The 16,017-nt window shown below is 35.2% G+C and carries 13 protein-coding genes; 6 read left to right on the plus strand and 7 right to left on the minus strand.

Annotated features, from left to right (window positions below; all coding sequences use genetic code 11):
• The first annotated feature begins 4 nt into the window (after positions 1-4).
• Positions 5-1,330 carry an ATP-binding protein gene (locus FW754_RS04255; protein WP_446323986.1) on the plus strand — a complete coding sequence of 442 codons (1,326 nt, stop codon included), beginning with the start codon at positions 5-7 and terminating at the stop codon, positions 1,328-1,330.
• A gap of 120 nt (positions 1,331-1,450) precedes the next feature.
• Here the strand turns inward: FW754_RS04255 and FW754_RS04260 are convergent, their stop codons facing one another.
• The 3 genes from FW754_RS04260 to FW754_RS04270 all read right to left on the minus strand — a co-directional run bounded on the left by FW754_RS04260 (position 1,451) and on the right by FW754_RS04270 (position 4,986).
• Positions 1,451-2,173 (minus strand): phosphatase PAP2 family protein, encoded by a 723-nt coding sequence (locus tag FW754_RS04260; RefSeq protein WP_446323963.1) that lies wholly within the window; start codon positions 2,171-2,173, stop codon positions 1,451-1,453.
• Between the two features lie 201 nt (positions 2,174-2,374).
• Positions 2,375-3,562, minus strand: coding sequence for an ammonium transporter (locus FW754_RS04265; protein ID WP_409511266.1), 1,188 nt, complete (start codon positions 3,560-3,562; stop codon positions 2,375-2,377).
• A gap of 884 nt (positions 3,563-4,446) precedes the next feature.
• On the minus strand, positions 4,447-4,986 hold the full coding sequence (locus FW754_RS04270) for a hypothetical protein (protein ID WP_446323964.1): 540 nt from the start codon (positions 4,984-4,986) through the stop codon (positions 4,447-4,449).
• 181 nt (positions 4,987-5,167) lie between these two features.
• Between FW754_RS04270 and FW754_RS04275 the strand changes: the two genes are divergently transcribed.
• Both FW754_RS04275 and drt2 read left to right on the plus strand, forming a co-directional pair.
• A complete protein-coding gene (locus FW754_RS04275) occupies positions 5,168-6,226 on the plus strand; it encodes a molecular chaperone DnaJ (RefSeq protein WP_446323965.1) in 1,059 nt (352 codons plus the stop codon).
• 398 nt (positions 6,227-6,624) lie between these two features.
• Complete coding sequence (drt2, locus tag FW754_RS04280) at positions 6,625-8,103, plus strand: antiviral reverse transcriptase Drt2 (RefSeq protein ID WP_446323966.1); 1,479 nt, start codon at positions 6,625-6,627, stop codon at positions 8,101-8,103.
• 53 nt (positions 8,104-8,156) lie between these two features.
• Here the strand turns inward: drt2 and FW754_RS04285 are convergent, their stop codons facing one another.
• Positions 8,157-11,051 carry a valine--tRNA ligase gene (locus FW754_RS04285; protein ID WP_446323967.1) on the minus strand — a complete coding sequence of 965 codons (2,895 nt, stop codon included), beginning with the start codon at positions 11,049-11,051 and terminating at the stop codon, positions 8,157-8,159.
• Between the two features lie 373 nt (positions 11,052-11,424).
• On the opposite strand from FW754_RS04285, the gene FW754_RS04290 reads away from it, so the two are divergent.
• The 3 genes from FW754_RS04290 (at position 11,425) to FW754_RS04300 (ending at position 13,739) form a co-directional block, all read left to right on the plus strand.
• The gene (locus tag FW754_RS04290) at positions 11,425-12,126 is read left to right on the plus strand and encodes a hypothetical protein (protein WP_409511260.1); all 702 of its coding nucleotides are present in this window, start codon (positions 11,425-11,427) and stop codon (positions 12,124-12,126) included.
• 114 nt (positions 12,127-12,240) lie between these two features.
• A complete protein-coding gene (locus FW754_RS04295; protein ID WP_446323968.1) occupies positions 12,241-13,038 on the plus strand; it encodes an SDR family NAD(P)-dependent oxidoreductase in 798 nt (265 codons plus the stop codon).
• A 2-nt stretch (positions 13,039-13,040) separates the two neighbouring features.
• Positions 13,041-13,739, plus strand: a complete 699-nt coding sequence (locus FW754_RS04300) for a Dph6-related ATP pyrophosphatase (protein WP_446323969.1) — start codon at positions 13,041-13,043, stop codon at positions 13,737-13,739.
• 121 nt (positions 13,740-13,860) lie between these two features.
• Here FW754_RS04300 and FW754_RS04305 read toward each other — a convergent pair whose 3' ends face one another.
• The 3 genes from FW754_RS04305 to FW754_RS04315 form a co-directional block, all read right to left on the minus strand.
• Entirely contained in the window at positions 13,861-14,892 is a 1,032-nt protein-coding gene (locus FW754_RS04305; protein ID WP_446323970.1) for an agmatine deiminase family protein, read from the minus strand.
• A gap of 140 nt (positions 14,893-15,032) precedes the next feature.
• Positions 15,033-15,467, minus strand: a complete 435-nt coding sequence (locus FW754_RS04310) for a YbjQ family protein (RefSeq protein WP_446323971.1) — start codon at positions 15,465-15,467, stop codon at positions 15,033-15,035.
• A gap of 3 nt (positions 15,468-15,470) precedes the next feature.
• Positions 15,471-15,839, minus strand: coding sequence for a YbjQ family protein (locus FW754_RS04315; RefSeq protein WP_446323972.1), 369 nt, complete (start codon positions 15,837-15,839; stop codon positions 15,471-15,473).
• Positions 15,840-16,017 lie beyond the last annotated feature (178 nt).

Genomic DNA, 16,017 nt, shown 5'->3' on the forward strand with positions numbered 1-16,017 from the left:
AGTGTTGCCACGACATTATTCACTGAAAAAGAGGCTGATAGGGTTTACTTCAGCGTTTTGCATCCTGTTGGGATGCATTCTTGTTTTTACTGCATATAAAAGTGCGCTTCATGAAATTGATGAAATTTTGGATGCGCAGATGGAATATCTTGCAGAGCGTGTCGCTGTGGATGCTCGACCAATTCAAAGCCATTTCAATACTCATAAGCGTTACCAAGAAGAAGATTTATTTGTGGATGTTTGGGAATATGCCAAACAAAGTCATTTAACGCATGAACATCACATATTAGTAGAACCGAAGCAAAAAGCAGGTTTTTATACGCAGCATGCAGCAAGTGGCATGTGGCGGACGTATGTCATTCCAACTGACAAATATCAAATCCAAGTGAGTCAGCAGGAATCGGTACGTCAGCATTTGGCAATAGAGTTGGCGGGAACTATGTTCTTGCCTTATTTGTTAATTACACCATTTGCTTTGTTCGGCTTAGCGTTGGTTATTCGCCGTGGATTGAAACCTTTAGATGATTTTAAAGATGAATTATCACAGCGGAATTCTACTTCGTTAGAGGCGATACAACAGCAAAACTATCCTGAAGAGCTGCTACCAACCATCAATGAAATGAATCATTTATTTGAACGGATTTCTCAGTCACAACAAGAACAGCGGCAATTTGTCGCAGATGCAGCACATGAGTTGCGTACGCCTATTACAGCTTTAAATTTGCAAACTCAAATTTTACTTAGTCAATTTCCTGAAGAAAATAATTTGCATAATTTGAGTAAAGGTTTGGCACGAATGCAACATTTGGTCACGCAGTTGCTTACGCTTGCAAAACAAGATGGATCGCTTAGCGTGCAATCACAGCCGACGGCTTTAAAGTTGAATGATGTTGCTTTGAATTGTGTTGAGCAGTTAATGAATTTGGCAATGGAAAAAGAAATAGACTTGGGCTTTGAGCGCAACGATCCTATACATATGATCAGTATTGAGCAAAGTATTCATTCTATTGTGTTTAACCTGATTGATAATGCAATTAAGTACACACCGTCATCAGGCATAATTAATATTTCAGTGTTTCAAGATACATCTGGTATGGCATGTATTCAAATTGAAGATAGTGGTCCTGGTATTGATCCTGCATTGTATGATCAAGTGCGTAAGCGTTTTTATCGTGTGCATCATCACTTAGAAGTCGGAAGTGGTTTAGGACTGTCTATTGTTGATAAAGCCATTCAGCATTTGGGCGGGGAGTTGATTTTATCTAAAAGTGCAGATTTAGGTGGGTTAAGTAGTTTGGTAAAACTACCCATGAAATATGAATTTCACTAAAAAAGATGATAAATCAGGATAGTTGAAGTGGTTTATTGTCAACATTGAGTCATTGAAGTGAAATCAACATGGATAATAAAATCAATCTTTGAAGTACTTTTTTGTTATAGAGTGAATACATCAGTCATCTAAAGGTAGAGCTGATATATCTTTTGATAAGGTAGATTGCTTTTGTTGCTCAAAGAATTTATAGAAGTATGCATACAATGCGGTGTTAAAACACAGAATAATCCAACCTGTCCATAAGTTGTGACTTAAAAAATGTGCACCACGCATCATTTGTCCCCAACCCATCATAAAACCAAGCAGTAGCCCAGCAATAAGGTAAAACCATGCACGTTTAGGCTGAACTAGGCGAAAGACAAAAAAACCTGTGATGAGGGCAAAACCTGTACTGGCATGACCACCTGGAAAGCAATGACCGTGTGTTGCAGTAAAGTTCCAAATAAAACCTGTTGCCGTTTTCTCGGTCATGTCCCAAGGACAAGCATGTGCAGATTGGGATTTTAAAATACCAATGAGTGCAGTGGACAAGATGCTGACCACAAACATATAGCCATATAGCCAGCGTTGAGGTCTGAGCTTTTCGAGCTTAAAGGAAGCCAACCATAGAACGAAGAATGAAAGATAAACAGCAATCAGTAATTGTTTAAAAACTTTATGATTAAGATGAACGAGGTACCAATTATTGCGTTCAGTAAAATGACCGAATTGATCTATCCAAGGTTGTATTAATGCAAGATCGATTTTTCCATAAATAGGAAAAACATAAATCAAAATAGCTAAACTAAAGATCAGAATAGCGCTGATTCGAAGCATAAATTTTTTGAAATCGAAGGGCATGGTTTAGGTTCTTTTTTAGATTTTAGAATTATTCAGTGAGTTGCTTAATCAAAGCTTAAAAGCTAGCGTATTCTATAATAGTACTTAGTGATACTCTGAAATTTATACTCAAATATAGAACAAAATATTCAATAGAAAACAGCATATTCTTGTGAACATGCTGTCAGCTAAAAACTTAAAAAAAGACTTTAAACGTATGATTTAAAACATCGCATCTTCAGAGTTGGCAGAAATTTTATGAATAGATAAATCTGCGCCTCGGAATTCTTCTTCTTGTGTTAAGCGAATACCCATGGTCATTTTTAATATTCCATATACGACAAAACCGCCTATAAGTGCCACGATAATGGCAAACATCGTACCCAATAATTGTGACCACAGTGAAACACCACCTAGCCCTCCCATCCATTGTTGACCGAAGATTCCAACTGCAATACCGCCAAATGCACCACAAACACCATGTAATGGCCAAACACCCAAAACATCATCAATTTTGAGTTTATTTTGAGTGTAAGTGAAGAGTTTTACAAAGAGAAAGCCTGCAATTGCACCAATGAATAGTGCAGCAACAGGATGTACAATATCAGACCCCGCGCAGATGGCAACTAAGCCTGCAAGTGGACCATTATGTAAGAAACCAGGATCTTCTTTACCAAAGAAGTTAGCTGAAATTGTACCGCCAACCATTGCCATGAGTGAGTTAATTGCAACAAGCCCTGAAATAGCATCTAAACGTTGTGCGCTCATGACATTAAAGCCAAACCAACCGACTATTAAGATCCATGAACCAAGCGCAAGAAATGGAATGGATGATGGTGGATGTGCACTGACACGACCATCTTTTTTATACCGTCCATGACGCGCACCGAGTAAAAGTACGGCGACAAGGGCAATCCATCCTCCCATTGCATGCACCACAACTGAGCCTGCAAAATCATGGAAACCTGCACCGAATGTGGCTTCTAACCATTTTTGAATGCCAAAGTTACCATTCCATGCAATACCTTCAAAAAATGGATAAATTAGCGCAACTAAAAATAAAGTCGCAATTGCCTGTGTTTTCATTTTGGCACGTTCAGCAATTCCGCCTGAAATAATCGCAGGAATTGCTGCAGCAAAGGTCAGTAGGAAGAAACATCGCATGAGGTTATAGCCATGCTCGGCAGCAAGTTGTGAACCTGCATGAAAAAAATGCTGACCATAGGCAATATAATAACCGACAAAAAAGTAGGCGATGGCTGAAATAGAAAAGTCGGTCAAAATTTTACTGAGTGCATTGACCTGATTTTTATGGCGAACAGTCCCGAGTTCAAGGAAAGCAAAACCTGCATGCATTGCAAGCACAAGAATTGCACCGAGGAGGAGAAAGAGTAAGTCTGTATTTTGCATAGATGATTCTTTTTAGTGCTATATGTCACAATTCGGTTCAAGTATAACGATCTAAAACAGAACAGGAATACTTTTGCTGTAGGGAAAAATTGATTAAATCATTCAAAATATGATCAAGACTCGATATAAAGCGAGTCATGCACTGTTTTGGTCTTTTAGTATTAATTTGGTGCAAAGTTAATTTTATATATATTTTAATTTATTGATATTTAATATTATTTAAAAATTAATACTTACCATTTAGTTTATTATTTCATATTGTAAAACTACAGAAATGAATTAAGTTGAATAAAAGGGCATAGAATAATTTAAATTGTAGGCTTAAATAGTCGTGATAAATTTTTAAACTGAATGGCTTTGTTACATAAAACACCAAAAATCAAAATGACTCTAAACTACTCAAATTAAAGTGACAACTTGGATATAAGGTCGACCTAATTTTGTAAATTTATTTATTACTGGTACGAGTACATGAATTTTTTAGTTGGCTATGGAAGTTCTTAGTGCCGAGTTTATCGCTCAATAAATGAATGTAAAGAAGTCGATCCCTACATTCTGATAGAAAATTGAATATCAATATGCTCTTGTCCTTTGCAAAGGGTGGAATATCTGGTGCTGTTCATTTCAAACCACATTATTTAATAAGCGCTGAACAAGGCCTAAAACAATATATAGGAGCATCTAAAATAGAGATTTGATCATGAGGCAGCATTAAATAACAGTATCGGTATATATTTAATTTCAACCTTATTGACTTTGTCGTGGTACATACCATTAAGTAGTAGGGTTAAAGCAAAATAGATGTTTCCTCAACGAACTAATTTGGCGAAGTATACTGTTTATATAACAGGAGTAATTGATTGTATGATAGGTTTTAGCCTTATTCATTCGGTAATTTTATCTGCATAATGATGTTCTGTTTTTTCAATAATCATTGAGGTAAATTGCAGAATATAAGTGGCATGCTGCATGAGTTTTTTCTGTGAAGCCTGCCATTGATCTTTTACAGCATGTTTTAAAAACTGAGATAAAATTTCTTCAGAATGAAATAACTCAAAAGCCAATTGATTCACTTGCTCATCATAAATATTACTATGTACAAAAATATGTAATTCCTTGGCAAAAACAGGAATTAATTTTAAGTATTCAGATTCTAGACTGTGAATTGCATTCATTTCATGTTGATTTTGAAACTTTTCTAAAAATATTTGTGTGCTATTACGAAGTTGATACAGTGTTGGAAGTAATGTAATTAAAAACTTTTGTTTTTGATTTTCCTCAACTTGTTGTTCATCTCTATGTTGTTTTCGGTCAAAGTAAAGTGGAATTGCTACAGCAACAAAAATAGCGATGACTGAGCCAATGGCTTGTACCCATGCTGCGAGTTCTTGATTGAAAATTAAATTAGCTTCCGTTAAAGGCATATTTTTCCTCTATTTTTATCGGTTTAGAGTAAGTCTAGGATGAATTTAGCCTTTTAGATAGGACATAAAATACCGTTATATAGCTTCTTTCAAAGCCTGATTTTTAAAATGATGAACTTCCGTATGCTTTTGTTGGGTAAAAATTGCTACACTTTAGAACGTCTTATTTTTCATTTTTGTTATGTCTTTTGATCTAAAAATTAGTCTTTTACCAGATGTTGCATTGGCATCGCCACAGCATAAAAAGTTGCAACGTTTAATTGAACAAATTGAACAACAAAAGCTAGATTTAGCCATGTGGCAGAATATGCAACATGAAATTCAAAGTTATATGCACCATAAACTATTCCCGATTTATACTGAATTACATGGCACGTTATTTTCGCAACTTGAACAATTATGGATATATTTACAACAACAGGACTTTTCTAAGGCTGATTTAGAACAGCTCGATGCCAAATTACAATCATTGGCTAAAACACTCAAGAAATCACAGAGTTTAAATACTGAAAAAATCAATTTAGTCGATGAAATTTACAACTTTTATCAGCAAGATCGTACATATAGCCAAAGCAAAAAGCAGAGTAAACAGCAGAAAAAATCATCAAAACCAAGTTCTCAAAACATCAATCATTTTGAACAAGATGAGTGTGAAAGTGTAGATTTAGAGATTGAATATACTGAGTTTGAAGATTGGAATACTAAAGAATATGAGCAACAACGAGAAGAGTATCAACGGAAACGTTTAGCGCAAAAACGTGAGCAAGCTGAAAAGTTGGCAGAGCAGTCTTTAAAAACCGTGTATTTAAAGATTACGGCAATGATTCACCCTGACCGTGAACCTGATGAAGCTAAAAAAGTTGAAAAAACTGAGTTACTTCAAGTGGTGAATGAAGCTTACGCACAACAGGATTTATTTTATTTGTTGAAAATGCAATTACAGCTTGAAACTAATAAGGGCTTAAATCCTAAAGCTTTAAGTGATGAGCATTTGAAGTTTTATAAAATGGCGTTAGAAGCGCAAAGTCAGCGTTTAGCGAGTCAAATTGATGATATTACCGATGCTTTTCATTGGAGTGAAAAGCCTAAGCCGAAAAATATGCAGGTGAAAGATGTGTATAAGGTAATAGATGCAGATGTGGTGACTTTAAAAGAACAAGTAAAGTGGGAAAGAGAGCGATTGAAATATATAGGGAAGGTGAAAGGGTTGGAAGTTTTATTAGGTAATGAGATGCTTTAATTAATTATATTTAAAATAGTACTTTGAAAATACTAGAGAATTAATTAGAATGGAGTTGCCACTTATAATGGTTTTTTACTAGTGGTTTGCTTATCGGAGTATATTTTATTGCTGATAAGGACGTATATGTAAACTTCGGTATTAATGAATCGTTCGAACGCTTCATCAATACCTCGATGATTGTATTTATGTCGATGTAGATCCCTGTGCTGATGTATAGCATGAGAGAGAAGCTGATTAGTAACATTGTACAGACACTCCTTTGAAATGTTTAGACTGCACCTAAAAAGGAGGAAGGCATAGGCAGACTTGAGCTTATGTTCTTCAATAGACTTTGAGGGGATGTCCTTTTTGAGGATACAGATAGCAGTCCACTCTAACCCCTCAAAGTTGGCAAAATGAATAATATGATTGATATAAAATTTTTTGAAGATAGAAATAAAATTCGAAATTATTTACATTTTGATAGAAAGAAGAGTAATCAGAAAGTTTTCGAATATGTAACAAACCCAGCTAATATAGCTAAGCACTCATTTTTCCCTACGATTTCTTATTTTTTAAATGAAAAAAAAATTGCTCGAAATAATTCGCAGAAAACTTATCGAAAAGAAAGAATCAAGAAAAATGTTAATTTCAATAATATACCTAGATTGGTAAAATCTAGATACAAGTCGCCTTATGTGGTTAAAAAATATATTAATCAACTTAAAATGAGAAAAAGTGTACTGACTAGAAATGACTTTAAAGAAAAGCCTAGATTAATTAATTTCCCATCTCATATTGATGGGAATATTTATGCCTATTATTCAAAGATAATCGGTGAAAAATATGAGGTTTTTTTAAAAAATGAGCGATTAGATAAGAATATTATAGCTTTTAGAAAAGTATTAAAAGAAGATAAAAATAAAAAAATGATTTCTATGTGTAATATTCACTTTGCTAAAAATGTATTTAATTGCATTGAATCACGAAAAAATTGTTATGTATTGTGCTTAGATATTTCAGGATTTTTTGATAATTTAAATCATGAAATTTTAAAAGCTATGTGGATGACATTGTTGAATGATAGTAAATTACCAAAAGATCATTATCAGGTTTTTAAATCATTAACTAATTATGCTTATGTTAATAAAAAGGAATTATATAAGGAATTAAACTTATCATTAAATGCTCGAAAACTGTATAGACCTGATAAACGGTTATGTGATATTCAAACATTCCGAAACAGAGTAAGAACGGAAAAATTAATTAAGAGAAATTTAAAATCGAAAGGTATTCCTCAAGGCTCACCTATAAGTGGAATGCTATCAAACATATATATGATGGATTTTGATAAGAATATTGCCAAGAAGATAAAAGAGGTTGGGGGAGAATATTTTAGATATTGTGACGATATGATTTTTATTTTCGATCAAGAGTATCAGCAAGAGATTCAAAATTTAGTGTTAAAAGAAATTGATATTTTAAAGTTGAAAATTAATGACCAAAAAACCCAAAAAATTGAATTTCAAAATGGAATAGTTAAAAATAATAATAATCCAAGTTTTAACTATCCACATAAGCTTCAGTATTTAGGCATATTATACGATGGAAATAATATTTTTTTAAGAGAGAATGGACTGTCTAAATTTCATTATAAACTAAGAAAAGCAATAAGGATGAGGAATGCTCATTATAGAAGGTTAAAAAAATCGAATCAGCATAATAATCACAATATGTATATGAGAACATTATATACAAGATTTACCTATATCGGTAAAAGAAATTATGTGAGCTATGTTTTTAGAATTGCTAAAGAGTTTGAGTCAAAGAATGTAAAGAAACAAGTTAAAGGTCATTTTAATGTGTTTAATGATTATTTAGATAAGAAAAAATAAAACCCCCCAATTATGAGGGGTTTTAGCTTATTTTTTAAGTGTTTAGCAATAAATTAAAGCGCCGCAATCTGCTCCATATTTGCTTTAATCTTTGCTAATTGGTCAGCAAACTCAGCAAGTTTAACTTTCTCGCCTTCAACTACCGCAGCAGGTGCTTTCGCCACAAAACCTTCATTACCAAGTTTAGAGGCAATTTGATCATGTTGCTTTTGCACTTTGTCGAAGTCTTTCTGTAAACGACCAAGTTCCGCTTTAGGATCAATTAAACCTTTCATTGGCACAAATACAGATACATGACCAACGACAGAAGATGAAGACAATGGTGGTTGCTCACCATCAGCCAAGAAAGTAATACTTTCAACTTTCGCCAATGCTTTAAACAAAGGTTCAATACGAGTGATCTGTGCTTTTTCTGCTTCAGTCGTGTTCTGTAAAAGAACAGGCAATAAACGTGCATTACCTAAGCCCATTTCACCACGAATATTACGTACAGCACCAATCAAACCTTGAAGCCATTGCATATCTGCTTCAGCTTGTTCGTTTACACGCTCAGGGTTGGCAACAGGGTACTGCGCAAGCATGATGGTTTCAGCAGTAATGCCAAGTTTAGGCGCAAGCGTTTGCCAAATTTCTTCAGTCAAATACGGCATGATTGGATGCGCAAGACGTAAAGATGCTTCCATTACCGCAAGAAGAACACGACGAACTTCTGCTTTACGCTCAGTCGAAACATTCTCATCATTTAGAACAGGCTTAGTCAGCTCTACATACCAGTCACAGTATTCATTCCAAATGAACTCATAAATTGCTTGTGCGGCTAAATCTAAACGATATGTTGCAAATGCTTGTTGCACCGCAGCTTCCGCTTTTTGTAAACGGCTCACAATCCATTGCTCAGGCAATTCCCAAAGGTCTTGACGTTCTGATTGACCAATCACTTGCTCTTCACAGTTCATCATCACGAAACGAGTTGCGTTCCAGATTTTGTTGGCAAAGTTACGGTAACCTTCAACACGTTTCATATCGAACTTGATGTCACGACCTGTATTGGCAAGTGCACAGAAAGTGAAACGAACAGCGTCTGTACCGTAAGCTTGAATACCTTCTGGGAATTCTTTACGAGTAGACTTCTCAATCTTCGCTGCTTGTTTCGGATTCATCAAACCTGTAGTACGTTTTTGTACCAAAGTTTCAAGGTCAACACCATCAATCAAATCTAATGGGTCAAGCACGTTGCCCTTAGATTTAGACATTTTCTGACCTTCGCCATCACGGACTAAACCATGTACATACACCGTTTTAAACGGAACTTGAGGTGTACCATCGGCATTCTTCATGAAATGCATGGTCATCATAATCATTCGGGCAACCCAGAAGAAAATGATGTCAAAACCAGTGACTAGAACGTCAGTTGGGTGGAAAGTATTTAAGAAATAGTTTTCCGCATCTTTCTTCGCATCACCAGTCCAACCTAAAGTTGAGAATGTCCAAAGACCAGATGAGAACCATGTATCAAGTACATCTTCATCTTGATCCAGTTGAACATCAGCAGGGATGCCATTCTTTTCACGGACTTCTTCTTCAGAACGACCTACATAAATGTTGCCATCTACGTCATACCATGCAGGGATACGGTGACCCCACCACAATTGACGAGAGATACACCAGTCTTGAATGTTGTTCATCCATGCCATGTACATATTGCTGTATTGCTCAGGCACAAATTTAATGTCGCCATCTTTAACAGCTTTAATTGCAGGCTCAGCAAGTGGCGCAATTTTCACATACCATTGGTCTGTTAAAAGTGGCTCAACAATTACGCCTGAACGGTCACCACGAGGTGGTTTAAGCGTATACGGTTGAATTTGATCTAACCAACCTTCAGCTTCCGCTTGTTCAACCAATTTTTTACGTGCAGCAAAACGCTCAAGACCCACATATTCAGTAGGCGCTGTGATAGTTTTAGAAATTTGTTCACCAGCTTTGGCAATGAACTCAAACTCAGCCAAAATTTCAGCATTTTTATTGAAAATGTTGATGATTGGGAGTTCGTTACGTTTACCCACTTCATAGTCATTGAAGTCATGTGCAGGGGTGATTTTTACACAGCCTGTACCGAATTCTTTATCAACATATTCATCTTTAATGATCGCAACAGCACGACCTGTAATTGGTAAAATAATATTTTTGCCAACAAGATCTGCATAACGCTCATCATCAAGTGCAACAGCAACCGCGGTATCACCGAGTAATGTTTCAGGACGAGTTGTTGCTACAACGATGTAATCTTTACCATCATGTGTACGAACAGTTTTATCTTCAAAGAAATACTTAAAGTGCCAAAGTGAGCCTTGTTCTTCTTTATCTGACTCAACCTCTAAGTCAGACAGTGCAGTTTGTAATTTTGGATCCCAGTTAACGAGGCGTTTACCACGGTAGATCAAGCCATCTTCGTGTAATTTAACGAACACTTCTTTTACAGCATTCGATAAACCTTCATCCATCGTAAAGCGTTCGCGAGACCAATCTACAGATGAACCTAAACGACGAATTTGGTTAGTAATATTTCCGCCAGATTGTTCCTTCCATTCCCACACTTTTTCGATGAACTTTTCACGACCTAAGTCATGACGACTGACACCTTGCGCACCTAACTGACGCTCTACAACCATTTGCGTTGCAATACCAGCGTGATCTGTACCCGGTTGCCATAAAGTATTTTTACCTGACATGCGGTTATAACGCGTAAGGGCATCCATAATGGCATTGTTAAAGCCATGACCCATGTGCAAGTTACCTGTGACGTTTGGTGGTGGAATCATGATACAAAATGATTCGCCTTTTTCAGACGGTTTGAAGTAGCCACGCTCTTCCCAAGTTTGGTACCATTTTTTTTCGATCTCAGTTGGATCGTAAGTCGTAGAGATGTTTTGCGCTGAATCAGTCATAGCTCGAAAATTTTTAAATAGAATAAAAAATTAGATCCATTGTAGCAAAAAAATTCCATCTTTGTTGCTTCCTGTACATGCTGAAATACTGTGTTATTGAGACGATTCTGTTGAATGCAATGAATAAAACAAGCATGAAGAATGATTATTCATGTCAATTGTTTTAGGTAGGGCAAATAAATAGCTTTTGTGAATGTAATTGTTTTAGAAAAAATAGTCAGCTTTACAAATATATAGAAATAACTATTTGATTAAAAAATAAAACATAGAAAATAATATTTGAAATGGACGGTACTTAAAGACAATGTTGTTACACATTCGCTTTGTTAAGATGCATGGACTGCCCCAATAATGAAAATAATGGAAGTATAAAATGAGTTATAGAGTTGAATTATTAATCAAGCAACAGACCTATCAACAATTGGTCAATATTAGCCAACATCTCAACAAAGGTGAAAAAAAGGATGTTGCAAAAGAATTGGGGCAAGCATTTACGGACATGTCATGTCAGGTACTTGATCAGCTTTTTGGTACACTTATTGAAGAACAGCGTGCAAACTCACAACTCAGTGCCGAGGGTAAAAAGAGCTTAAAAGAGGCTGAGCAGATTTTTAATCAAATTGAAAGCGCAATGAAAAAGTACATGCCTTGGTCTATTTCTTTATTTAGTAATGAACGTCTAAAACCAGTTGCCAATCATATTTTGAAAAAATTTGATGCTTCAGAAAATGCTGAAGTGGTAATGCATTATCAACTAGATAAGCATTTGGGTGAAAACTCATTTAACGATTTACAAAAACTTCAGCAGGGCGATGTACAAAATTTGCGAGGCACGCTGAAAAATTTGATTCAGGTGATAGATTTGGGTGTTTCAGAATTTATTCGCGATCCTAAAACTTTGTTGAAATTTAATTTTGTGGTCGATAAAACCTTAAATGGTGTCATTAGTATGGTAACAAGTACAGGTTATAAACGCCTTGAAAAGGTGGCTGATGATTATGAAAAATCGAGTAGTAATGATGAAAAATTAAAACATTATGGTCATCATTTTTCAAAATTTGTACTTGAAGTTTAAATGAACTGATTCAATTCTTTAAAACTATTTTTATGTGAACTATTTTTCATAGATCGCATTTTTATGGCATAGTCGTGAGTAAAATAATGTCATTCAAAAAAATGAGGGATTGCTATGGAAAACGTACAAGGAAAAGTAGTGTGGATTACAGGTGCATCTTCAGGTTTAGGAAAAGCATTGACAACTACACTAGCATCGCAGGGAGCGCAAATTGTATTGAGCGCAAGACGCTTTGAAGAGTTGGAAAATGTGCGTGTAAGTTTGCCAAACTCAGATCAGCATATTTCTATTGCAATGGATATTACCAATGAAGCTCAAGTACGTGATGCATATGCACAAGTATTGAAAGAAAAAGGACGTATTGATTGGCTGATTAATAATGCAGGTTTAAGCCAACGTGCCTTGATTGCTGAAACAAGTATGCAAACTGAACGTGCGATTATGGAAGTCGACTACTTTTCACAAGTGTTTCTGACTAAGTTGGTTTTGCCTACATTTTTATCGCAAAAATCGGGACGTATTATCTATGTATCGAGTGTAGCAGGCTTATTAGGGACTCAGTATCGTGCATCTTATTCGGCAGCAAAAGCCGCTATTCATATGTGGGCAAACAGTTTACGTGCTGAAGTTGCACAAGATGGCATTAGCGTTTCTGTGTTATTTCCAGGGTTTGTACAGACCAATGTGTCGATCAATGCTTTAAACGGCGAAGGTAAAGCGCAAGGTTATGATAATGAAGCCACCGCAAATGGTTTAACTGCGGAAGAGTTTTCTGATCATGCGGTCAAAGCGTTATTAAAAGGTGAAGAATATATAGTGATTGGTGGACGTAAAGAGAAACTTGGCGTATTTGTTTCACGTATTTCACCTTCAATATTGTATAAAATGATTCGTAAAATGAAAGTGAAGTAATTGTGCATATTCGTAAGAAAGCAGTATTTAATTGGAGTGGTGGTAAAGATTCAGCTTTAGCACTCTCTAAAGTGTTACAAGAGAACCAGTTTGAAGTTATTGCTTTATTAACAACAGTCAATGAAGAAACAAAACTCTCTTCAATGCATGCGATTCCTTATACACTTATGATAAAACAAGCAGAGAGTATTGGTATTCCTCTTTATCCCGTATTTTTGCCTAAAAATCTTGAGATTTATGAGCTAAGAATGTTAAATGCGGCAAAACACTTTAAGGCACAAGGTGTGCAACATTTTATTTTTGGTGATATTTATTTAACAGATGTGCGTAAATATAGAGAAGATAGATTACATCCATTGGGAATAGAAGTAGTTGAACCATTGTGGAATCCCAACTCGACTGAAGTGATGCAAGACTTTTTAGCTTCGGGAATAAAAACAAAAATTATCGTCACTGATGCCAGTAAACTCGATGGAACTTTTATTGGAAAGGACATTAATTCGGGAAGCATTGACTTAATGCCAAACGATGTCGATGTATGTGGTGAAAATGGCGAATATCATACGTTTGCATATGACGGCGATTTATTCAATCATCCCGTAGATTTTAATATTATAGAAACACGTAAAATGATGTATGAATTTAAATTAGCCGATGGCGAAGAAAAAACCTATCACTATTGGCAAGCTATTTTTGAATAAGCAGTTTTTCTGTCCTGTCATTTAAAATGGTCAGGACAGTAATAATCATCATAATTGATGTGGAATAAATTAATAATATCAACTTCTTAATTTATTTTGTTGATAGCGATGATTTAATTTTTTAATGTGTTTTATTGACGTAATTTAATAACAATTCAGCATTTTTGCCTCTTAACTGCCATGACATACAGCGAACCCCACCGCCCATATGGCAAACATGATTAGATTGAACTGGAATAACTTTTCTTTTAGTGATTGCTCGAATTTGTTGTAATGCAACAGAATCTTCTTTGATACCAAATTGTGGGAAATATATGTGCTCAGGCGTTACTAACATATTGGTATATAAACCACATGCAGATCCGAATTTTTTATCATAGATTTGGCTTCCATCATAAGGGGTTATTATTTCATGAATTTTAATATTTGGAATACCACGTATTAAATCTGCTTTTAATTTTTTTGTATAATCAGGATCTTCAGGATAAGTGTTCATCACTAAGGTATTCTGATCTACGAAACTGACGACACCATCAGCATGTTCTAAGCCACCTTGTTCATCCGCATCAATAAATGCAATATGTTTAGCATTGGTCAAAGCGATTAATTTTTCACGTGCTACTTTTTCAGATAGACGATTATCCGATAAAAATTTAGTACTAATGACAACATTACCAAAACCATCTTCAACCCAATTTCCGCCATCATTGAGTAGTTGGGTCTGTATAAATTTTAAACCTGCTTTTTGGCTATAAAGTTTAAAGTCAGATTGAACATCATCAGAAATAGCTTGGGCTTTTTTAGTTCCACCTTGTCCAGCCGCTGTATAACGAAAAAGGGTCGGTTGATCTGGATTTGCACTACTAAAGTCACGCATCCAAATATCTTGCATAGGTGCAATGACAACATGATTTTGACCTATTGCTTTGACATAATCTGGGTAAAGATATTTGTCTGTTAATATAAGGACTTTATCTCCATTTTTAATAATTTGTTTTGCATAATTAATATGGAAGTCAAAAATATCATCAACCATTTTTGCATAATACGTATCCTCACTCTGAGGCGATGCCAATACAATTAATTCAGCTTTCGCTGTTAAAGAAATCATCGGTATTATAGCCATGCTCATTGTTAAAAATAAGTTTTTCATTTTTTTGACCAACATAATATATTGCCCTTTTTATACTCAATATAGATGAGTCATTAGGAGAGAAACAAGGTATATATGTTTATTCGTTCGTATGCTTGTTAATAAAAATAATCAAGCATTAATGAAAATATATTGTATTTTTAATACTTAATCGCTGTTCCATAAGCAAAAACTTCAACCATACCACCTTCCATTCCCAACTCAGTCGTACTTAAACGTAGCCCCATAATTTGATTTGCTCCAACATCTACAGCTTTTTGTTTTAAGCGAACAATTGCTTCACGCCGTGCACGATCTACAACTGATTCATAAGTTGTTAGACGTCCACCAAAGAAATTTTGAATTTGTGCAATTACATATTTAAAATAATCGTTAGAAATAACGACATTACTTTCAATGAGTTGTCCTGAATATTGAGAGGTTTGGAATTTATTGGTATCCATTTTAATATGTGCCAATTTTTTCTCTTTTTCTTCAAGCACTCTCAAATGTTTCTGTTCAACATGTCGTCCTACTAACCATCCAATACTAAATAAAAGGACAAAGAGGACGATCTTAAAAATCAATCCTTCCATAGCTTATCCTTGAGTTGGAAATGGATTAGGCAGCGAAGAAGAACTAATGGTTCGATTCGGTTGAACAATGACAGCCGTACCATAAACAAAAAGTTCCGAAGCACCTTGAGCAATATTTGATGTTGAAAAGCGAATACCAACAATTGCATTTGCACCCATCTGTTGTGCTTTTTGAATCATACGATCCATGGCTTCTTGGCGTGATTCTTCTAAAAGCTCGGTATAGCCTTTGAGTTCACCACCGACAATATTTTTAAGGCTTGCCATAAAATCTCGACCGACATGTTTACTACGGACAGTACTGCCATAGACGACATCAATTTGTTGAATAATGTCATGACCAGGAACACTTTCTAAATTACTTAGTTGCATACGATTTTTAACATAATGTGCTTAGTTTGAAGATAATCAAAATAAGGCTAAATTGCAATGTCAGGTGTATCTGAGAAAGTGAGTCATATTTTGAAGTTTTTCTATTTTTCTTTTAGACAGACATTATTTGATTAGAAAAGTGAAAGGTAATAAAAATGCCCACCGAAGTGAGCATTTT

The organism is Acinetobacter sp. 1207_04 (assembly GCF_052850415.1).

What these genes read in the sequence shown, in the direction of transcription:
- FW754_RS04290 (WP_409511260.1), top strand. Translation starts at nt 11,425, where the DNA reads ATGAGTTATAGAGTTGAATTATTAATCAAGCAACAGACCTATCAACAA.
- drt2 (WP_446323966.1), top strand. Translation starts at nt 6,625, where the DNA reads ATGAATAATATGATTGATATAAAATTTTTTGAAGATAGAAATAAAATT.
- FW754_RS04270 (WP_446323964.1), bottom strand. Translation starts at nt 4,986, where the DNA reads ATGCCTTTAACGGAAGCTAATTTAATTTTCAATCAAGAACTCGCAGCA.
- FW754_RS04265 (WP_409511266.1), bottom strand. Translation starts at nt 3,562, where the DNA reads ATGCAAAATACAGACTTACTCTTTCTCCTCCTCGGTGCAATTCTTGTG.
- FW754_RS04260 (WP_446323963.1), bottom strand. Translation starts at nt 2,173, where the DNA reads ATGCCCTTCGATTTCAAAAAATTTATGCTTCGAATCAGCGCTATTCTG.
- FW754_RS04275 (WP_446323965.1), top strand. Translation starts at nt 5,168, where the DNA reads ATGTCTTTTGATCTAAAAATTAGTCTTTTACCAGATGTTGCATTGGCA.
- FW754_RS04295 (WP_446323968.1), top strand. Translation starts at nt 12,241, where the DNA reads ATGGAAAACGTACAAGGAAAAGTAGTGTGGATTACAGGTGCATCTTCA.
- FW754_RS04310 (WP_446323971.1), bottom strand. Translation starts at nt 15,467, where the DNA reads ATGGAAGGATTGATTTTTAAGATCGTCCTCTTTGTCCTTTTATTTAGT.
- FW754_RS04305 (WP_446323970.1), bottom strand. Translation starts at nt 14,892, where the DNA reads ATGAAAAACTTATTTTTAACAATGAGCATGGCTATAATACCGATGATT.
- FW754_RS04315 (WP_446323972.1), bottom strand. Translation starts at nt 15,839, where the DNA reads ATGCAACTAAGTAATTTAGAAAGTGTTCCTGGTCATGACATTATTCAA.
- FW754_RS04285 (WP_446323967.1), bottom strand. Translation starts at nt 11,051, where the DNA reads ATGACTGATTCAGCGCAAAACATCTCTACGACTTACGATCCAACTGAG.